This is a genomic window from Streptomyces sp. NPDC033177 (assembly GCF_055577715.1).
Map to the genome: position 1 here is coordinate 312,561 of NZ_JBVIPS010000010.1, position 20,272 is coordinate 332,832.

The 20,272-nt window shown below is 70.0% G+C and carries 15 protein-coding genes; 9 read left to right on the forward strand and 6 right to left on the reverse strand.

Translation table 11 applies throughout. The features are described 5' to 3' along the window. Positions 1 to 96 precede the first annotated feature (96 nt). Together ACZ5U5_RS32205 and ACZ5U5_RS32210 are read left to right on the forward strand one after the other, a co-directional pair. Positions 97 to 1,035: a LysR family transcriptional regulator gene (locus tag ACZ5U5_RS32205; protein WP_469028704.1), complete on the forward strand. Its 939-nt coding sequence runs from the start codon at positions 97 to 99 to the stop codon at positions 1,033 to 1,035. A 218-nt stretch (positions 1,036 to 1,253) separates the two neighbouring features. Beyond that, positions 1,254 to 2,408 (forward strand): hypothetical protein, encoded by a 1,155-nt coding sequence (locus ACZ5U5_RS32210; RefSeq protein WP_469028706.1) that lies wholly within the window; start codon positions 1,254 to 1,256, stop codon positions 2,406 to 2,408. 79 nt (positions 2,409 to 2,487) lie between these two features. On the opposite strand, the gene ACZ5U5_RS32215 is transcribed toward ACZ5U5_RS32210, so the two are convergent. Beyond that, on the reverse strand, positions 2,488 to 4,587 hold the full coding sequence (locus tag ACZ5U5_RS32215; RefSeq protein WP_469028708.1) for a PhoX family protein: 2,100 nt from the start codon (positions 4,585 to 4,587) through the stop codon (positions 2,488 to 2,490). 257 nt (positions 4,588 to 4,844) lie between these two features. Here ACZ5U5_RS32215 and ACZ5U5_RS32220 point away from each other — a divergent pair, with 257 nt between their 5' ends. From ACZ5U5_RS32220 to ACZ5U5_RS32230, 3 genes are all read left to right on the forward strand, one after another. Next, positions 4,845 to 6,443 (forward strand): VWA domain-containing protein, encoded by a 1,599-nt coding sequence (locus ACZ5U5_RS32220; protein ID WP_469028710.1) that lies wholly within the window; start codon positions 4,845 to 4,847, stop codon positions 6,441 to 6,443. A gap of 106 nt (positions 6,444 to 6,549) precedes the next feature. Further along, positions 6,550 to 8,178 carry a methionine--tRNA ligase gene (metG, locus tag ACZ5U5_RS32225; protein WP_469028711.1) on the forward strand — a complete coding sequence of 543 codons (1,629 nt, stop codon included), beginning with the start codon at positions 6,550 to 6,552 and terminating at the stop codon, positions 8,176 to 8,178. Positions 8,179 to 8,379: 201 nt separating this feature from the next. Continuing rightward, positions 8,380 to 8,565 carry a hypothetical protein gene (locus tag ACZ5U5_RS32230; protein WP_451215099.1) on the forward strand — a complete coding sequence of 62 codons (186 nt, stop codon included), beginning with the start codon at positions 8,380 to 8,382 and terminating at the stop codon, positions 8,563 to 8,565. Between the two features lie 134 nt (positions 8,566 to 8,699). Here ACZ5U5_RS32230 and ACZ5U5_RS32235 read toward each other — a convergent pair whose 3' ends face one another. Next, positions 8,700 to 9,341: a TetR/AcrR family transcriptional regulator gene (locus ACZ5U5_RS32235; RefSeq protein ID WP_469028714.1), complete on the reverse strand. Its 642-nt coding sequence runs from the start codon at positions 9,339 to 9,341 to the stop codon at positions 8,700 to 8,702. Positions 9,342 to 9,444: 103 nt separating this feature from the next. Between ACZ5U5_RS32235 and ACZ5U5_RS32240 the strand changes: the two genes are divergently transcribed. Beyond that, positions 9,445 to 10,356 carry an NAD(P)-dependent oxidoreductase gene (locus ACZ5U5_RS32240; protein ID WP_469028715.1) on the forward strand — a complete coding sequence of 304 codons (912 nt, stop codon included), beginning with the start codon at positions 9,445 to 9,447 and terminating at the stop codon, positions 10,354 to 10,356. A gap of 27 nt (positions 10,357 to 10,383) precedes the next feature. Then, a complete protein-coding gene (locus ACZ5U5_RS32245) occupies positions 10,384 to 10,824 on the forward strand; it encodes a hypothetical protein (RefSeq protein ID WP_469028717.1) in 441 nt (146 codons plus the stop codon). 103 nt (positions 10,825 to 10,927) lie between these two features. Here the strand turns inward: ACZ5U5_RS32245 and aspS are convergent, their stop codons facing one another. Next, complete coding sequence (gene aspS / locus ACZ5U5_RS32250) at positions 10,928 to 12,712, reverse strand: aspartate--tRNA ligase (protein ID WP_469028720.1); 1,785 nt, start codon at positions 12,710 to 12,712, stop codon at positions 10,928 to 10,930. 199 nt (positions 12,713 to 12,911) lie between these two features. Between aspS and ACZ5U5_RS32255 the strand changes: the two genes are divergently transcribed. After that, positions 12,912 to 15,083, forward strand: a complete 2,172-nt coding sequence (locus ACZ5U5_RS32255) for a SpoIIE family protein phosphatase (protein WP_469028722.1) — start codon at positions 12,912 to 12,914, stop codon at positions 15,081 to 15,083. 72 nt (positions 15,084 to 15,155) lie between these two features. Here ACZ5U5_RS32255 and ACZ5U5_RS32260 read toward each other — a convergent pair whose 3' ends face one another. The 3 genes from ACZ5U5_RS32260 to ACZ5U5_RS32270 all read right to left on the reverse strand — a co-directional run bounded on the left by ACZ5U5_RS32260 (position 15,156) and on the right by ACZ5U5_RS32270 (position 17,842). Next, complete coding sequence (locus tag ACZ5U5_RS32260; protein WP_469028724.1) at positions 15,156 to 16,211, reverse strand: AI-2E family transporter; 1,056 nt, start codon at positions 16,209 to 16,211, stop codon at positions 15,156 to 15,158. Positions 16,212 to 16,271: 60 nt separating this feature from the next. Next, entirely contained in the window at positions 16,272 to 17,228 is a 957-nt protein-coding gene (locus ACZ5U5_RS32265) for a pirin family protein (RefSeq protein WP_469028727.1), read from the reverse strand. Positions 17,229 to 17,353: 125 nt separating this feature from the next. Beyond that, positions 17,354 to 17,842, reverse strand: coding sequence for an SseB family protein (locus ACZ5U5_RS32270; protein ID WP_363210398.1), 489 nt, complete (start codon positions 17,840 to 17,842; stop codon positions 17,354 to 17,356). A gap of 144 nt (positions 17,843 to 17,986) precedes the next feature. Between ACZ5U5_RS32270 and ACZ5U5_RS32275 the strand changes: the two genes are divergently transcribed. After that, the gene (locus tag ACZ5U5_RS32275) at positions 17,987 to 19,813 is read left to right on the forward strand and encodes an acyl-CoA dehydrogenase (protein ID WP_469028729.1); all 1,827 of its coding nucleotides are present in this window, start codon (positions 17,987 to 17,989) and stop codon (positions 19,811 to 19,813) included. Positions 19,814 to 20,272: the final 459 nt, after the last annotated feature.

A 20,272-nucleotide genomic window follows, 5' to 3' on the forward strand; every position in this document is an offset into this window, starting at 1 on the left:
AACCTGCCGCAGGGTTCCACGCGTGCCCAACTCAGGTGGTTCCCGTGGGGTTTGTGAGTCTGGTGCGGCGCCCCTTACCGCTCTACGCTCACGGCCATGGAGCTTGAGGTGAGGCACCTCCGCGCGCTGTGCGCCATCGCCGACACCGGCAGCCTGCACAAGGCGGCGCGCCAACTCGGCATGAGCCAGCCCTCGTTGACGACGCAGTTGCGCCGCATCGAGCAGGAGATCGGCGGCCAGCTCTTCGCCCGCGAGCGCACCGGCTGCCGCCCGACCCCGCTCGGCCGTGTCGTCCTCAGCCGCGCCCGCCCCCTGGTCAGCGAGATGCGGGCACTGGTCAGCGAGACCAAGGCGGCCGCCGCGCGCGCCACCGAGGGGCCGCAACTGCGCATCGGGTCCACCGCGAGCCGTGCCATACCGGGCTGGCTGCGGCGGCTTCGGGTGCGCCTGCCCGCCACCGAGACCTCGCTCCAGATGGACGTCTCCGCCAACGCGTTGCTGCGGATGGTCGCGGGCGGGCAGCTCGACGTGGCCTTCGTGCACGAGGTGGAGGGGAGCCCGCTGCGGATGCCGGAGGGGCTGCGGTGGCGCGTACTGGTCGAGCGTGAGCCGCAGTTCGTCTTCCTGCCGGCCGACCATCCGGCGGCGGCGCAGCCCGTCGTCCACCTCTCCGACCTCGCCGCCGACCGGTGGATGGTGGACCCGACGGTGGACGGCGAGTGGGACGGACTGCTCCGGGTGCTGCGGGCCGCCGGGCTCAACCCCCGTGTCCTGCACGGCGATTACCTCACCGCGTCCTCGCTCGTCGCCACCGGCGAGGTCGTCACGGTCTGCCAGCCGACCTCGCACGACAGGCCCGACATGGCGGTCAGGCGGCTGCACGGCGACCCGCTCGGTGTGCGGCTGCTGGTGGCGGCCCGTACGGTGCAGGCGCTCGACGCGGTGTACGGGGATCTCGAAGCCTCGTACTGGGAGGCGGCACGCCAGTCACCCGCTTACGGGGAGTGGCTCGCAGGGCGGGCGACGGCGGCGTGACGGCGGCGTGACGTAGGTCCCGGAGAAGTGGTGACCTTCGACCTAACCCTTCCTGACCTGCAGTTTCTCCTACCTCACGGTCCCGCGTCGCCTTGTGCGGCCGGTTGTTACGTTCCCTACGGATGACGCACACACAGCGCCCGTAGCTTCATGTCTGTCGCCGCCGCAAAGAGGCATAAAGACGGACAGTTCGACCGACCAGTCACAAGGGATCCGCTATGCGCGCCACCCGCCGTACCTTCCGCACCGCCGCCATCGCCACCGGGGCGATCGCCGCTCTCGCCGTCCCGACGACGGCAGCCTTCGCCGCCGACACCCCGCCGAGCCCGCAGGGCCAGGTGGAACAGGACAAGCCCACGGACACGGACACCGGCACGGACACGGACACGGAGACGCCACAGCCCGGCAGCTGGGAGTCGCTGGGCACCACTGACCTCGGCAAGGGCTGGTCCGCGAAGGTAGACGTCAACGCCTCCGCGCGCACCGCCAAAGCCGCGATCTCCCTCGACGGCACCGCCAAGGGCTCACTCACCGCGTACGAGAAGTCCGCGAGCACCGCCATCGAAGGCAACACCTTCACCCTGACGCCCGACGGCACGGTCACCGCGAAGCTCAAGGACACGACGGACAAGGACACGACGGACCAAGACAAGGACAAGCCCGTCCCCGGCGGCTGGGTCTCCAAGGGCACCACCGACCTCGGCAAGGGCTGGTCCGCGAAGGTAGACGTCAACGCCTCCGCGCGCACCGCCAAAGCCGCGATCTCCCTCCACGGCAAGGCCAAGGGCTCCCTGGAGGCGTACGTCGGCCCGCGGACCACCACGATCGACGGCAACACCTTCAAGCTCTCGGCGGACGGCACCATCACCCGGACCGGCGCCGCACCGAAGCCGCAGCCCGAGCCGACCCCGAAGCCGGGCCACGAGCGCACCTTCGTCCGCCAGTACACGAACCTCGGCGGCAGCGGTTTCGACGCGAAGGTCTACGAGACCAGGAGCGGCTTCGAGGCCGACATGATCGCCAAGGCTCCCGACACCGGCACGAAGACGGTCTGGGACACGATCAAGCAGTCGGGCGACAAGCCCGCGTACGGACAGCACAACGGCGCGCACTTCGTGCTCAACCCGGACGGCACCATGAAGGGCTGGACCGAGGGCAAGGCGACACCGAAGCCGCAGCCGAAGCCCCAGTCGCACACCCAGCCGAAGAACGGCACCTCCCAGGTCGTCCCGAAGGGCGGCGTCAAGGCCGGAGCCGACGGCATGTCCCCGGCAGGCGACAGCGCCCCGCTGATGGCGGCGGGCGGCGGCATGGCGGCGCTGGGCGCGGCCGGCCTGGGCTTCGCGCTGTACCGCCGCAAGCAGAACGACTGACGTAGCGGCTCACCGATGGGGGCACCCCGCGGGCGCGGGGTGCCCCCATCACGTACGTACGTCCCGATGGAACCGCTGCTCAGACGCCGATGTCGCAGCCGTCCTTGCGCCACACGGAGACGACCGACGGCCGGACGATCTTCCCCGGTCCGTCGGGCCACGCGCTCGCGGGCTTCTCGACGGACGCGCCGTCGACCTCGCCCGGGTGCTGCACGGAGACGAGCACGCGGTTGTCCTGGATGATCGGGCCGCAGGTCTCCGCGCCGTTCGGCATGGTCAGGAACTGCTTGAGCTCACCGCGCCGCTCACCCTTGGTCGCGACACCGAACAGGCCGTCGTGCGAGCCGAGTTGGTTGCCGTCCGTCGAGAGCCACAGGTTGCCGTGCGGGTCGAAGGCGACGTTGTCGGGGCAGGAGATCGGGCTGACCTTCTCCTTCGGGAAGCCCGCGAAGTACGTGGCCGGGTCCTCGGGGTCGCCCGCGACGAGGAAGAGCGACCAGGCGAAGGACGTCGCCTCGGCCCGGTTGCGGCGCTCGGTCAGCTCAAGGACCTGCCCGTGCTTGTTCAGGTTGCGCGGGTTGGCCTCGTCGGCACCGGCCTTGCCCGCCTTGCCGCGGTCGGAGTTGTTGGTGAGCGCGACGTAGACCTTGCCGGTGTGCGGCGACGGCTCGACGTCCTCGGGGCGGTCCATCTTCGTGGCGCCGACCTTGTCACCGGCCTGGCGCGTGAAGACGTACACCTCATCGGCGGTCATGCCGTCGACGTGCGAGACGGCGTGGCCCTTGGGGCCCGCGGTGGCGAGCGGGATCCAGACGCCGCTGCCGTCGAACTCGCCGTCGGCGGGCAGCTTGCCGGAGCCGTCGATGTCGGCGGCCGGGGAGTCGCCGGTCAGCTTGGCGACGTACAGCGTGCCCTCGTCGAGGAGCGTGAGGTTGTGCTCGTGCGCGGCCCGCGACTGCCCCTTGGCGACGCGCTTGCTGCTGACGAACTTGTAGAAGTAGTCGAACTTCTCGTCGTCGCCCATGTAGACCACCGGGCGCCCGTCGTGCGTGAGGCGCGGCTGCGCGGCCTCGTGCTTGAAGCGGCCGAGCGCGGTGCGCTTGCGCGGGGTCGACTCCGGGTCGTACGGGTCGAGTTCGACGACCCAGCCGAAGCGGTTCGCCTCGTTGGGCTCCTTGGCGAGGTCGAAGCGGTCGTCGAACCGCTCCCACTTCCGCTCGGACGCGGCACCGATGACGCCGTACCGCTTGAGGCGCGCGGCGGCGGTGGGCTCGGTGACCTTCTCCGCGTTGGCGAAGTACTGGTTGAAGTTCTCCTCGCCGTGCAGGGTCGTGCCCCACGGGGTGGTGCCGCCCGCGCAGTTGTTGAGCGTGCCGAGGACCTTGGTGCCGCGCGGATCGGCCTTCGTACGGACGTACTCGCTGCCCGCGGCGGGGCCGGTGAGGCGGAACTCGCTGGTGGCGGTGAGGCGGCGGTTGAGCTGGTGGCGGCTGACGGCGGTCAGCTTGCCGCTCCTGCGCTCCTCCTCGACGACCACCACGGAGAGGCCGTGGGCGGCCCAGGCGATCTCAACCTGCTCGCGGGTTGGGTTGGCGGCGTCGTATCCCTTGAACATCAGGATCTCGTCGGTGTACTCGTGATTGGCGACGAGGACCTGGCGGCCGCGCTCGCGGCGCAGCGGCAGGAGGCTCAGGAAGTCGTTGTTGTAGCCGAACTGGCCTGCCTGCGCCTTCGCGGTCTGCTTGTCCGGGTCGAAGGCGGGGGCGCCACGGAGGATGGGCTCGCCCCAGCGGATGACGACGTTCTGGGCGTAGCCGTCCGGGATCGTCACGGAGTCGGTCTTGTTGGGCGCGACGGGCGTGAAGCGGAGACCGCGCGCCCCCTTTTTGCTCTTACTGCTCGTCGGGGCCACGGGTTTCTGTACGGCGGCTGCCGCCTCGGGGGCGGCGGGCCCGGCGATGACAGCGCTGCCCGCGGCGGTCGCCACGGTCACGACCGCGGCGGCGCGCATCACCGAGCGGCGGCTGAGCGCGCCCGCTATGACGTCGCCGACGTACTCGTTGTCGCTGGTGTTGGGCACCTCGTGGAAGCAGGCGTCACCACAACGGAACCGGCAGGTCAGGGCGGACCGGTTGCCGCTCCCCTGGTGCGAGGTGATGATCGGCAGCAGCTTGCGCACGGGTTCCTCCGTTGTGTGGCGTGGCTTGATTCCGCCGTGACGCTAGGCGCGGAGGTCGGCAGGGCGACGGCCTGAGGGTGAACGGGAAGTGAACCGAGGGCGCACAGAGGGCAGTTGAGCTGTGTGTGCGGGGCCGGATTCCGGCGGGGGTGACGCTTGGGCGACCCTCACCAAGATCGCCTGCCGCGACGGCTAACCTTACGTGTCCGCCCTGGCCAGGGGTTATCGGGAATCAACTCACGCGAAGGGGTGCACCCATGGGCATTCTGAGTGTCCTGCGGAACGCGTTCGGACGGTCTTCACGCAAGGGGGATCAGGCTCCGGAGCCTGAGGCGGTGACTCCGGAGGCTTCGGAGGCCGTCCCCTCCGCCACGGTGCCGGCGCCCTCGTCCGAGCGGGTGCCTCCGGCGGCCGAGCCGAAGGCGACGGTTCCGTCGCCTTCGTCCGAGCCTTCGCCTTCGGCGGTGGATGATCTCGTCGCGGCGGCGTTCGACAGGGACCGGGTATCGGTCCCTTCGCCTTCGCCGGCGCCGGAGGCTGCGGCTGCGGCTGCGGCTGCGGCCGAGCCGAAGCCTGCCGCGGAGCCCGAGGCTGCTGCCCCGGAGGCGGAGGCGGTCACCCCGGAGGCTGTCGCCCCCGAGGCGGAGGCTGCCGCCCCGGAAGCCAAGACCGTGACCCCCGAGGTTGTCGCCCCCGAGGCAGTTGTCGCCGACGCCGCTGAATCGGAACCGTCAGTTGTGCCCACCCGTCCCGCCCAGCGGGACGAATGCCCACAACAGGCGACCCCCACCAGCACCGAGCCCGGGGCAGAGGACGTCAAGGCTGCCGCCACTGCCGCGCCCGAAGCCGAGGCGAAGGAAGCCACCGCCGACATCGACGCCGCTGCCTCCCCCGAAGCCGGCGCCGAGGATGTCGACGCCACCGCTGTGGGCAATCGTCCCGCTGGGCGGGACGGGTGGGCACAGCCCTCGGCGCCGGGTGCCGATGAAGCGACGCAAGTACACGTGACCTCGGCGGAGCCGGAAACCGCCGTGGCGGAGGAACCGCCGGCTGCCGAAGCCCCCGTGGAGCCGGAAGCCCCCCTCGCAGAGGAGCTCGCGGAGCCCGAAGCCCCGGTGGAGGCCGAAGCCGCCGCGGCGGAGGAACCGCCGGCTGCCGAAGCCCCCGCGGAGCCCGAAACACCGGCGGAGCCCGAAGCTTCGGGTGGGGAAGAGATCGCCGCAGCCCTGGCGCAGCCAGCCCTCGCCGCCGCGTACAAGGCAGCAGCCGAAGCCCTCCAGAAGAGGGAGCTCACGGGGGTCCGCGCCCCCGTATACCTCGTACTGGACCGCTCCGGCTCCATGCGCTCGTACTACAAGGACGGCTCCGCCCAGAGCCTGGGCGAACAGGTCCTCGCCCTGGCCGCGCACACCGACCCAGAAGCCACCGTGCACGTCATCCTCTTCTCGACCGAGATCGACGGCACCGGCACCCTCACCCTCCCCCAGCACGAGGGCCGTATCGACGAGCTGCACGCGGCAGCGGGCCGCATGGGCCGCACCAGCTACCACGCCGCGATCGAAGAGGTCGTGTCCCACTACGAGAAGTCGGAGCACAAGGGCAGCCCCGCCCTCGTCGTCTTCCAGACGGACGGCCCCCCGGACGCGAAGGGCCCCGCCAACCAGGCCCTCGCGGACGCGGCCAAGCACCCCCTCTTCTTCCAGTTCGTCGCGTTCGGCGAGCACGAGGCGAAGGGCTTCGACTACCTCCGCAAGCTGAAGGCGGAGAACGCCGCCTTCTTCCACGCGGGCCCCACCCCCCGCGAGCTCACGGACGCGGAGCTGTACGAGGGCCTGCTGGCGGCCTGGCGCCCGTAACCCCCACAAGGGGACCCACGAGGTGGACCCCAGGGGGCGGACCCCCGGGGTCCACCCCCTGGAATCGAGGTGAATCGCCCGCTCCGGGGCCGTTAGGATTTCGACCATGGCGGCCACTGGATCCGAGAAGCAGGGAGCGGGCGAGAACGCGAAGGCGTTCTACGTCTCGACCCCCATCTACTACGTAAACGACGCTCCTCACCTGGGCCACGCCTACACGACCGTTGCAGGGGACGTGCTCACGCGCTGGCACCGTCAGCGCGGCGAGAAGGTGTGGTACCTCACCGGCACGGACGAGCACGGTCAGAAGATCATGCGCACTGCCGAGGCGAACGACGTCACGCCCCAGGCGTGGTGCGACAAGCTCGTGGACGAGGCCTGGCGGCCTCTCTGGGAGCACCTGAACATCGCGAACGACGACTTCATCCGCACGACGGAGAAGCGTCACACCGACCGCGTCCAGGAGTTCGTCCAGGATCTCTACGAGAAGGGCGAGATCTACAAGGGCGGCTACGAAGGTCCGTACTGCGTGGGCTGCGAGGAGTACAAGCTCCCCGGCGACCTCATCGACGGCGAGGGTGAGTACGAGGGGCAGAAGCTCTGCCCGATCCACAAGAAGCCGGTGGAGCTCCTCAAGGAGGAGAACTACTTCTTCAAGCTGAGCGAGTACGGCCCGCGGCTCCTCGCCCACTACGAGGCGAACCCGGACTTCATCCAGCCCGAGTCGGCCCGCAACGAAGTCGTGAACTTCGTCAAGCAGGGCCTTCAGGACCTCTCCATCTCGCGCTCGACGTTCGACTGGGGCGTCAAGGTCCCGTGGGACGACAAGCACGTCATCTACGTCTGGGTCGACGCCCTCCTCAACTACGCCACGGCCGTCGGCTACGGCGCGGACGAGGAAAAGTTCAAGTCAACCTTCCCCGCCGACGTGCACCTGGTCGGCAAGGACATCCTCCGCTTCCACGCGGTCATCTGGCCCGCGATGCTGATGGCGCAGGGTCTCCCGCTGCCGGGCCGCATCGCGGCGAACGGCTGGCTGATGGTCGGCGGCGAGAAGATGTCGAAGTCGAACCTGACGGGCATCAAGCCGCAGGACCTCACCTCGCACTTCGGTGTCGACGCGTACCGCTGGTACTTCCTGCGTGCCATCGCGTTCGGCCAGGACGGCTCGTTCTCGTGGGAGGACTTCACCGCCCGCTACACGAGCGAACTCGCGAACGACTACGGAAACCTCGCCTCGCGCGTGGCGGCCATGGTCGGCAAGTACTTCGGCGGCGCGCTTCCCGAGGCGACGGCGGTCGGCCCGGCTGAGCAGGCCGTCCAGGAAGGCCTGGCCAAGGCCGTCGCGACGGCCGACGCGAAGATCGGCGAGGAGCTGGACTTCCAGGCCGGCATTCTCGCGGTGTTCGCCTTCGTCAAGCAGGTCAACGGCTACATCACGGAGCAGGAGCCGTGGAAGGTGGCCAAGGACGACTCCCCGGAGGGCCAGGCCCGCCTGGCGACGATCCTCTACACGGCGGCTGAGTCGCTGCGCGCGGTGGCCGTCCTCCTCAACTCCGTCATGCCCGAGACCTCGCAGAAGCTGTGGGACTCCCTCGGCGCCGAGGCCTCACTCGGCGCGCTCGCCGAGCAGCACGTCCAGGACGCGGGCACGTGGGGTCAGCTGCCGGTGGGCGCGACGGTCACGAAGGGTGCGGTGCTTTTCCCGCGCCTGGAGGAGCCGAAGCAGTCGTAAGCGGTCGCCGACAGCCGTAATCGGCTGGACTGTCCGGCTATGACCGCCGGGCCTGAACTGACCCACAGGGGCTCGCGATTCACGTCGCGGGCCCCTGCTTCTTGCCCAACTTGGCTGATTCATGTGGGTCCAATAGCGATACCGATCACATTCGACCAGAACTCACGCCGTCTTCACATCTTCGTACGTACGCTTCACTGTATGACCACGACTCCCGACACCCCCGACCGGCCGCGCCCCGCGGCCGAGGTGAACGAGGAGATACGCGCGCTCTGGCTGCGGACGGGCGGATATCTTCGCCCCGAACAACACCTTGAGTACGAGAAGCTCGTCGCGGAGTGGGCCGAGGCGACAGCTGCGGCGGCCTCGCACTCCCCGGCCGTATGAGCGGACAGCGCGCCCCGGCCGCGACGCGATTCAACAACTGAGCGGGCTTTCATGAGCCACCGCGGACGCGTTCCAACATCGGCGAACCAGGGGCGACGGGGCCAGCGGGGCACACCTCCCGCCCGCCAGGCGGGCTAACGCCCCCCGGCACCCACACTCTCACTCTCACTCTCATCCTCACCCTGCACCCCGTACGACCCCACGAGGCGCGCCAGTTGGCGCCCTGCCGCCCGTAGCGGCTCCTCGCTGCGGTTGACCTGGGCGGTCACCTCCGCGCCCTCCAGGGCGCTGATCACGGTGGTCGCGAGGTCCCGCGCGTCCGGCGCGGCGAAGCCCGAGCCGAGCAGCTTCTCCTCGACCAGGCGCTCCCAACTCCCCAGCGCGGCCGCGCACACGCGCTGGATCTCCGAGTCCGTCCCCAGCGTCTCCAGGGCGGCGGCGGTGACGGGGCAGCCGTCGACCCAGCCCGACTCCCGCAGCCCTACGGCGAGTTCCGCAGCGCAGGCGTCGATCGCGGCGCCCGGGTCGTCGGCCGTGGCGAGGGCGGCGCGCAGCATGTCGGCGAACTCCTCCCCGCTGTAGGTGATCGCGGCCACCGCGACGGCTTCCTTGCCGCCGGGGAAGAAGTGGTAGACGGAGCCGAGGGTGGCCTCCGCGTCCTTCGCGATCTGCTTGATGCCGGTGCCGACATACCCCTGGCGCTGGAGGAGGCGTGCGGCGGCGATGACGATGCGGTCGCGGGTGCCGGTCGTTGCGGCTGCGCTGGTCTTGGCCATGCGGTCACTTTACCCCGCGCCTAATTAGAGCGTTCGTTCCAGAGCCGTGCTACGTTGTGCCAGCATGCTAAATAGAGCGCTCGTTCTAGCCCTGGAGGCACACGTGAACACCACCCCTGTCACCTCTGTCACCCCTGTCACTTCTGTCACCCTCATCGGACTCGGCCCCATGGGCCACGCGATGGCAACAGCGCTGCTCGACAAGGGCCACCAGGTCACCCTCTGGAACCGCACGGCGTCCCGCGCGGACGACCTGGTGAGGCGCGGCGCGATCCTCGCCGGCACCCCCGAGGAGGCCGTCGCCGCCAACGAGTTGGTGATCCTGAGCCTCACGGACTACGACGCGATGTACCGCGTACTGGAACCGGCGGCGGGCGCGCTCTCCGGCCGGGTGATCGTCAACCTCAGCTCGGACACCCCGAAGAAGGCCCGCGAGGCGGCGAGCTGGGCCGCGGGCCACGGCGCCGCGCACCTCACCGGCGGCGTACTCGCTCCACCCTCCGGCATCGGAACCCCGGACGCCTCCACCTTCTACAGCGGCCCGCGCGAGGCGTACGACAAGCACCGCACGACCCTTGAGGTGCTGACGGGCGAGACGGACTACCGGGGCGAGGACCCGGGCCTCGCGGCGCTGATGTACCAGCTCAACATGGTCATCTTCTGGACGAGCGTGTCGAGCTACTGGTACGCGGTCGCCCTCGCCAAGGCCAACGGCCTCTCGGCGGCGGACATCCTCCCGTACGCCTCGCTGAACATGACCGGGATGCCGGAGTTCCTGTCCTTCTACTCGTCGCGCATCGACGCGGGCAACCACGAGGGCGACGTGGACCGCCTGGCGATGGGCCTCGCGAGCATGGAGCACGTCGTGGACACCCACACCGACTCCGGGGTGGACGCGGCCCTCCCGTCGGCGGTGGCGGACCTGTTCCGCCGTGGAATGGCGGCAGGCCACGCAAAGGACAGCTTCTCCAGCATCGTGGAACTCTTGAGCCAGGAGAAGACACCCACGAGCTGATGCGGTGCCACGCCGCCGAGGAGCACGGTGATCGCACAAGGGGTGACCGTCACCGCAGTCGACGCGCGGTGCGAGGACTGCGGGGGCGTATTGACGCGCGACCTCGGCCAGTTCATCGACAACGGGCGCCTGTGGTGGGCCGACGACGGCGCGTGCGCCTCCTGCCCCAACGCGTGGTGCGAGCAGGACACCGGGGGCCCGACTCCCGAGTACATCCGGCTCGCTCTCCTCGACCGGCACGGGCCCGCCCGGCTCCGCCTCGCGGACACCGTGCCGAGCCTCACCCCGGTGCTCCGCGTCCTGCGCGAGGTGCTTCAACTGCCATTGGGCCAGGCACGTGTGATGGCCGACGAACTCCGGGACGCCGGGCTCGTCGGCACTCTGGTCGAGATGGAACTCATCGCGGCCGGCCTCCGCAGCCGGGCAATCGCCGCGGCGATCGAGACCGTGCGCACGCGGGCCGACTGACCCGACGCGTCGGTACGTCGCTCGCGTCGAGGTCCGATCGCAGAAAAATCCCGGCCCGCACCCCGATCTGGGGTGCGGGCCGGGATTTTTCTGTAGCTGAGCGCTACTTCTCCGTCTCGCCCTTGCCGGAAGCGACCGGCTTGCGGAGTTGGATGTTCAGCTCGCGGAGGCGGGTCTCCTCCAGCTCCGACGGGGCGCCCATCATCAGGTCCTGGGCGTTGCCGTTCAGCGGGAAGGCGATCGTCTCGCGGATGTTCGGCTCGTCCGCGAGGAGCATCACGATGCGGTCGACGCCGGGGGCGATGCCGCCGTGCGGCGGGGCGCCGAGGCGGAAGGCGCGGAGCATGCCCGCGAACTCCCGCTCCACCGTCTCCGCTTCGTAGCCCGCGATCGCGAAGGCCTTCAGCATGACCTCGGGCTCGTGGTTACGGATCGCGCCGGAGGACAGCTCGATGCCGTTGCAGACGATGTCGTACTGCCAGGCGAGGATGTCGAGCGGGTCCTTCTCCTCCAGGTCCTTCATGCCGCCCTGCGGCATCGAGAAGGGGTTGTGGGAGAAGTCGATCTTCCCGGTCTCCTCGTCCTTCTCGTACATCGGGAAGTCGACGATCCAGCAGAAGCGGAAGACGCCATCCTCGAAGTGGCCCGCGCGCTTGGCGGCCTCGACGCGGACGGCGGACATGATCTTGGAGACCTCTTCGAACTCGCCCGCCCCGAAGAAGACCGCGTGGCCCGCCTCAAGCCCAAGGCGCTTCGTCAGTTCCTCTACGTTCGCTTCCGTCAGGAACTTCGCGATCGGGCCCGTCAGCGAGCCGTCCTCGGCCACGCGCACCCACGCGAGGCCCTTCGCGCCCTGCTCGACCGCGTAGTCACCGAGGCCGTCGAAGAACTTGCGGGACTGCGACGCCGTGTCCGGGACCGGCAGCGCGCGGACGTGCTTGCCCGCGAACGCCTTGAACTCCGAGTCGGCGAAGATGTCCGTGATGTCGGTGAGCTCGAGCTTCGCGCGCAGGTCCGGCTTGTCGTTGCCGTACTTCAGCATCGACTCGCGGAACGGGATGCGGGGGAAGGGGGAGGTCACCTCGCGGCCGCCTCCGTACTCCGTGAAGATCTCCGTCATCAGCTTCTCGATCGGCTGGAAGACGTCTTCCTGCTCGACGAAGCTCATCTCGACGTCGAGCTGGTAGAACTCGCCCGGCGAGCGGTCCGCGCGTGCGTCCTCGTCGCGGAAGCACGGCGCGATCTGGAAGTAGCGGTCGAAGCCCGAGATCATCAGCAGCTGCTTGAACTGCTGGGGGGCCTGGGGCAGGGCGTAGAACTTGCCCGGGTTCAGGCGGGACGGGACGACGAAGTCGCGGGCGCCCTCGGGGGACGTCGCGGCCAGGATCGGCGTCGCCATCTCGTTGAAGCCGAGGGCCACCATCTTCGAGCGGATCGAGGCGATCACGGACGAGCGCAGCATGATGTTGCGGTGCATGCGCTCGCGGCGCAGGTCCAGGAAGCGGTACTCAAGGCGCCGCTCTTCGTTCACGCCGTCGTCCGCGTTGATCGTGAACGGGATCTGCTGGGCGGCGCCGAGCACCTCGACCTCGGCGGCCTCGATCTCGACCTCGCCGGTGGGCAGCTCGGGGTTCACGTTCTCCGCGCCGCGCGAGACGACCTTGCCGTCGATACGGACGACCGTCTCCTTGGAGAGCTTGTCGAGCGTCTCGGCGGCGGCCGTGCCGGGGCGGGCCACCAGCTGCGTGATGCCGTAGTGGTCGCGCAGATCGATGAAGAGGATGCCACCCAGGTCTCGGCGATTGTGCAGCCAGCCGCTCAGCCGGACGTCGGAGCCGACGTCAGAGGCGCGGAGCTCGCCGCAGGTGTGGGACCTGTACCGATGCATCTTCGTTCATCCAGTCTTCGCGAATAGGGGAGAGAGCAGACAAGCCTTAAGGCTACCGTCCGGGCGGAGATCGCTTTCCGGATTACCTCCGCGGTCACCCGTGAAGCATCACCGTGCACCCGTGAAGCATCACCCGCGAAGGCCTCCCCGCCGCCCCCGGCGGTGGCGGCTTGTCCATCGATCTTCCTAAAGTGGGTCAATGCGCACCGACGATCCCTTGCAGCAGGCGGGGCAGGCCGGGGACGAACCCCTGCCTCCCGTCCGGGACGTCCTTGCCGCGATCGCCACCGGCCTGTGGCGCTGGGACAACGCAGCCGGCGTCGTCACGCTCGACGCCGAGGCGGCCCGGCTCCTCGGCCTCCCTCCGCACGGCCAGACCCTCACCGAGGCCGGCGTGCGCTCCCGTTTCCACCCCGTCGACTGGAACGAGATCGACGGCATCGTCCAGCTCGCCGTCGCCGAGGGCACCCTCGCCGAGGCCCGCCTGCGGATCATGGACGACCAGGGGCGGGTGATCCGCATCGTGCGCAGCCGCTCCAAGCCGGTCGTGGACCAGGTCACGCATGCGTACGAGCTCATCGGCACCCTCCAGGAGGTCACCGAGCCGCCGCCGGGCGCCGCCGCCCGCAGCCCGGTCACCGGCGACTGGCGGCGCTCCCGCGAGGCCTTCCTGCTCGACGCGGGGCGCGCGCTCGCCGAGGCGCGGTCCACGGAGGAAGTGCTGCGGGTGGCCAGCGGGCTCTCCATGCCGGGGTTCTCGCCCGACGGTCTCGGTGTCTTCGGGGTCGAGGGCGACCGGCTGAAGATCATCGGGCATTACGGGCACCAGCCGGGGGACGATCTGCCCTTCTCGGCAATGCCCCTGGACACGGACTATCCGGCCGCCGAGGTGGTCCGCACGGGCCGCGCGGTCTATCTCTCCTCGCCCGAGGAGTACCACCGCCGCTATCCCGCCACGTGGCCGCTGGCCCGCCCCTTCGACCGGCAGTCGTGGGCGTTCCTGCCGCTGACCGTCGCGGGCCGCACGATGGGCGCCTGGCTCGCGGCCTTCGCCTACCCCGTCTCGTTCACGCCGGACGAGCGCTCCGTCCTGACGACGGTGGCCCGGATGCTGGCCCAGGCCCTGTCGCGGGCCGGGGTCGCCGAGTCGGAGCGGGAGCTCACGGAGGGGCTGCAGCGCTCGATGCTGCCGCTGCTCGGGCCGCGCATCCCGGGGATGACGGTGGCCGCGCGGTATGTGCCCACCGGTGGCGGGCTCCAGGTGGGCGGCGACTGGTACGACATGATCCCGCTGCCCAACGGCCGCATCGCCTTCGTCATCGGCGACGTGCAGGGGCACGACGTGCGTGCGGCCGGGCTCATGGGCCAGCTGCGGATCGCCCTGCGCGCGTACGCCTCCGAGGGGCACCGCCCGGACGCCGTGCTCTCCCGGGCGACCCGCTTCCTCTCGGGGATCACGGACGGCATCGCGATCGGGTCGGACGGCGACGCGGGCGGCGACCCCGCCGACCCGCGCTTCGCGACCTGCCTCTACGTGGAGGCGGACCCGGTCACCGGCGTCCTGGAGATCGCCCGCGCGGGCCACCCGGAGCCGGCGATACGGATGAGCGACGGAACGGTCCTGCTCCGGCCCACGGCCGGTGGCCTGCCGCTCGGCATCGATCCGGACGCGGACTACCCCACGACCCGGCTCGTCCTTGAGGCCGGCGAGACGATGCTGATCTGCACCGACGGCCTCATCGAGACCGGCGGCCACGACCTGGACAGCGGCTGGACGAGGATCCGCAAGATCCTGGAGGAGCACGGCGGCGACGGTGACGACGACGGCCTCGAAGAGCTCGCCGACACCCTCGTACAAGCCGTGCACGGGCCTTCCTCGCACCACACCACGGGGCCCCTGGTGGACCGGCGCGAGGACGACATCGCGGTCCTGCTGCTGCGCAGGGCCGGCCACCCCGCCCACCGCACGCCCGCCCGGCGCACCGTCCTGACCGTCGCGCAGGCCGAGCCGGAGCGGATCGCGGGGGCGCGGCGTCATGTGCGGGAGCTGCTGCACGACTGGGCGGTCCCCGACCAGGTCGACTCGTCGGTCCTGATGGTCTCCGAGATGATCACGAACGTACTGGTGCACACGGACGGCGACGCGCTGCTCGTCGCCGAGGTCATCGGGGAGCCGGGCTCGCGGCGCCTGCGGGCCGAGGTCTCGGACGGCAGCGACGACCTGCCGCACAGGCGCCACCCCGGTGAACTGGCCTCGTCCGGGCGGGGGTTGGTCCTGATGGAGCTGCTCGCCGACGAGTGGGGGGTGGAGCCGCGGGGCGAGGGCAAGAGCATCTGGTTCGAGCTGTACGAAGGCGCCGCGGGCGAGTGAGTCCGGCGCCCCGAAGCTCCCTAAGCCCGAAGCCCCGGGCACCGCCCATCACCAGCTCCGCCGAGTTCGTCCTCAAACGCCGGACGGGCTTGATCCCTCCTCGGCATGGCGTTCGCGGAGCTCGGCGATCACCCCGAAGACCGCCGCCGTCACCGGCACGGCGAGCAGCATCCCCAGGATTCCCGCCACGGACGCCCCCGCGGCGATCGCCAGCATGACGATCGCGGGGTGCATCTGCACGGTCCGTGACTGGATCACCGGCTGCAGGACGTGCCCTTCCAGTACTTGGACGGCCAGCACCACCCCGAGCGCCCACAGCGCGATGACGAAGCCCCGGTCGGCGAGCGCGACCAGGACGGCGACGGCGCCTGAGATGAAGGCACCCAGGTAGGGGATGTAGGCGCCGATGAACACGAGCGCGCCGAGCCCCCATGCCCCCGGCACCCCCAGGATCAGGAGTCCGACGGTGATGCAGAGGGCGTCGATCAGGGCGATGAACGTGGTCCCGCGCATGAAGCCCTCGACGGCCTCGAAGGCGCGCCGCCCCATGGCCTCGACGGTGTCGGCGGTGCCGCGTGGCGCGAGCGAGCGCATGGACCCGAGGGCGCGGTCGGAGTCGCGCAGGAAGAAGAAGACGAGCAGCAGCGCGAGGACGGCCATGGCGATCATCTCGCCGACGACGCTGAGCCCGCTGATCACTCCGGACGCGGCCGAGCCGCCGAACTTGCCGAGCAGGTCCTTGGCGTTGGACGCCATGTCGTCCAGGGAGGTCCCCGCGGCGCCGAAGTGCTCCGAGAGGTCGGTGGCGGCCTGCTTCAGGGAGGCGACGATCTGGTCGCCGGTGTCGATGAGGGCCTTGACCACGATGTACATGGCACCGCCCACGACCGCGACGACGGCCGCGCAGGTGAGCCCGGCGGCCAGCGACCGCTGCACCTTCATCTTCAGGAGCCAGCGGTAGACGGGCCCAAGGAGTGCCGTGCCGAGGAGGGCGAGCAGCACCGGCGTCGCGGCCGTCTTGAAGGTGACGAAGAGCCAGATCGCCACGGCTGCCACGCCGGTGACGAGCAGGAGGACCACGCACCAGGCGGCGGTACGGCGTACGGGCTCGGGCAGAAGGGTGCTCACCCTCCTACCCGAGCATGGGCCGCGTGGCCCCGCACTTCGTGTACGCCGAACAGCCGGTTGCTACATGCCGTGCACGGCCGGGACCGTGCCGAGCAGGCCCTTCTGGAAGTCCTCGAACGCCTGCTGGAGCTCGGCCTGACTGTTCATCACGAACGGGCCGTAGTGCGCCATCGGCTCACGGATCGGCTGTCCGCCGAGCAGCACGACCTCCAGGTCGGGGGTGTTCCCGTCCTGCTTCTCGTCCGCGCGGACGGTCAGCGAGCCACCGGCGCCGAAGACGGCCGTCTGGCCCACGTGGACCGGGCGGCGCTCGGCACCGACCGTGCCGCGCCCGGCCAGGACGTACGCGAGGCCGTTGAAGTCCTCGCGCCAGGGCAGGGTGACCTCGGCGCCGGGGCGGACCGTCGCGTGGATCATCGTGATCGGCGTGTGCGTGATGCCGGGGCCCTGGTGTCCGTCGAGCTCACCGGCGATGACGCGCAGGAGCGCGCCGCCGTCGGGCGAGGTGAGGAGCTGGACCTGGCCGCCGCGGATGTCCTGGTAGCGGGGGTCCATCATCTTGTCCCGCGCGGGCAGGTTCACCCACAGCTGGAGGCCGTGGAAGAGGCCGCCGGACTGGACGAGGGACTCCGGCGGCGCCTCGATGTGCAGGAGGCCGCTGCCGGCGGTCATCCACTGGGTGTCGCCGTTCTGGATGGTGCCGCCGCCACCGTTCGAGTCCTGGTGCACGAAGGTGCCGTCGATCAGGTACGTGACCGTCTCGAAGCCGCGGTGGGGGTGCCAGGGCGTGCCCTTCGGCTCACCGGCTCCGTAGTCCACCTCACCCATCTGGTCCATCATGATGAACGGGTCGAGGTACTTGTAGTTGATCCCCGCGAAGGCCCGGCGCACCGGGAAGCCCTCGCCCTCGAAACCGCTGGGCGCGGTCGTCACGGCGAGCACGGGGCGGGCCACGGCGTCGCCGGACGCGGCCACACGGGGCAGGGTCAGCGGGTTCTCGACGGTCACAGCGGGCATGTCGGTGCCTCCTTCTTCGTACGCTCACTTTAGTTGAACGTAGAACTTCTTGCCACCGGGAACGCGGAACGCCCGGAGGGAATTCCCTCCGGGCGTCCGGGGTGGCCTGATTCCGCGGGCGGCGGCTAGCCGTACATCCTTCGCATCGCGAAGTCGACCATCTGTTCGACCGCCTTGGCGTCGAAGACCATGCGGTGCTCGCCCTCCATGTCCAGGACGAAGCCGTAGCCGGTGGGGAGCAGGTCGATGACCTCCGCGCCCGTGATCACGAAGTACTTGGACTCCTTGCCCGCGTACCGGCGCAGCTCCTTGAGGGAGGTGAACATCGGGATGACCGGCTGCTGGGTGTTGTGCAGGGCGAGGAAGCCGGGGTTGTCGCCACGCGGGCAGTAGACCTTCGAGGTGGCGAAGGCCTGCTGGAAGTCCTCGGCGGACATCGAGCCCGTGGTGAAGGCGCGCACCGCGTCCGCAAGGGACGGGGGCGACGGCTCGGGGTAGAGCGGAGGCTGCTGTGCGTACCCTTGCGCGCCGCCCGGCATCTGCTGCGGCGGCGGCTGGGCCCCGGGCGGGGCGTACTGCTGCTGGGCGCCTGGGCTCTGGTCGTAGCCGTACATGACCGCAAGAGTACTGAGCCCGCACGAGGACTGAGTCACAGATGCCCTATTAGGGGTTGCTTCTTATTACTGGCGGGTAGCATCATCGTAGCTACTTGCTGGTACTGATCCTGTTGATCCCTTTCTGCTTACGGAGCCGTCGCCATGGGGCACTACAAGTCGAATCTCCGCGACATCGAGTTCAACCTCTTCGAGGTGCTCGGGCGCGACAAGCTGTACGGCACCGGCCCGTTCGCCGAGATGGACGTCGACACCGCCAAGAGCATCCTCGAGGAGCTGCGCCGCCTCGCGGAGAACGAGCTGGCCGAGTCCTTCGAGGACGCCGACCGCAACCCGCCGGTCTTCGACCCGGCCACCAACACCGCTCCCGTACCGGCGTCCTTCAAGAAGAGCTACCAGGCCTTCATGGACTCCGAGTACTGGCGCCTCGGCCTGCCCGAGGGCATCGGCGGCACGACCGCGCCCCGCTCCCTGATCTGGGGTTACGCGGAGCTGCTTCTCGGCGCCAACCCGGCCGTGTGGATGTACTCCTCGGGTCCGGCGTTCGCGGGCATCCTGCACGACGAGGGCAACGACGCGCAGAAGAAGATCGCCGCGATCGCCGTCGAGAAGCAGTGGGGCTCGACGATGGTCCTGACCGAGCCGGACGCCGGTTCGGACGTCGGCGCGGGCCGCACCAAGGCGATCAAGCAGGAGGACGGCTCCTGGCACATCGAGGGCGTGAAGCGCTTCATCACGTCCGGTGAGCACGACATGTCGGAGAACATCCTCCACTACGTCCTCGCCCGCCCCGAGGGCCACGGCCCCGGCACGAAGGGCCTCTCGCTCTTCCTGGTCCCGAAGTACGAGTTCGACTGGGAGACCGGCGAGCTGGGCGAGCGCAACGGCGTGTACGCGACGAACGTCGAGCACAAGATGGGCCTCAAGGCGTCCAACACGTGCGAGATGACGTTCGGCGACCAACACCCCGCCAAGGGCTGGCTGATCGGCGACAAGCACGACGGCATCCGCCAGATGTTCATGATCATCGAGTTCGCCCGCATGATGGTCGGCACGAAGGCCATCGCGACGCTGTCGACGGGTTACCTGAACGCCCTGGAGTACGCCAAGGAGCGCGTGCAGGGTCCGGACCTGGCCCAGTTCATGGACAAGACGGCGCCGAAGGTGACGATCACCCACCACCCCGATGTCCGTCGCTCCCTCATGACGCAGAAGGCGTACGCGGAGGGCATGCGCGCCCTGGTGCTGCACACCGCGGCCGTCCAGGACGACATCCAGGTCAAGGAGGCGGCGGGCGAGGACGCGTCGGCGCTGATCGCGCTCAACGACCTCCTGCTCCCGATCGTCAAGGGCTACGGCTCGGAGAAGTCGTACGAGCAGCTGGCGCAGTCGCTCCAGACGTTCGGCGGCTCGGGGTACCTCCAGGAGTACCCCGTCGAGCAGTACATCCGTGACGCCAAGATCGACACCCTCTACGAGGGCACGACGGCGATCCAGGGCCAGGACTACTTCTTCCGGAAGATCGTCCGCAACCAGGGTGCCGCCCTGAACGGCCTCGCCGAGGAGATCAAGAAGTTCCTCGCCGTCGGCACGGGCGGTGACACGCTGGCCGGGGCCCGCGAGGAGCTGGCCAAGGCCGCGGTCGATCTTGAGGCCATCGTCGGCGTCATGCTGACGGACCTCGCGGCCACGGAGTCCGACGTCAAGTCCATCTACAAGGTCGGCCTCAACACGACCCGCCTCCTGATGGTCTCCGGCGACGTGGTCGTCGGCTACCTGCTGCTGCGGGGCGCGGCTGTGGCCGCGGAGAAGCTGGCCACGGCCTCCGCGAAGGACAAGCCCTTCTACGAGGGCAAGATCGCCGCGGCCAAGTTCTTCGCCGCGAACGTCCTGCCGGGCGTCTCCGCCGAGCGGAAGCTCGCCGAGGGCGTGGACCTGGGCCTGATGGAGCTGGACGAGGCTGCGTTCTAGCCTCCGCGATGCTTTGCTGTGGCCCGCTCCCGGATACCGGGGGCGGGCCGCCGTCGTCCTCCACCGCCCGCTCTGGCCCGCCGCTTCGCGGCGCAGGCTGCGGGGGCGGGCCACCGCCGTTCTCCACCGGCAGTCCTGACCCGCCGCTTCGCGGCGCAGACTTTCCCGCCCACCCACCCGATCGCCCCGCGTCATCCAGGGCCCGGTCAGGGCGGGATGCCGGGCAATCGGGCGGGTGGGCGGGAGAGATCCGGCGCGAAGCGGCGGGCCAGGCCGGGACGGCGCCGCAGACGACGTCCGTTCAGGACAGGACGCCGGGCAAACGGGCGGGTGGGCGGGAAAGACCCGGCGCGAAGCGGCGGCACAGGCCGGGACGGCGCCGCAGACGACGTCCGTTCAGGACAGGACGCCGGGCAAACGGGCGGGTGGGCGGGAAAGACCCGGCGCGAAGCGGCGGCA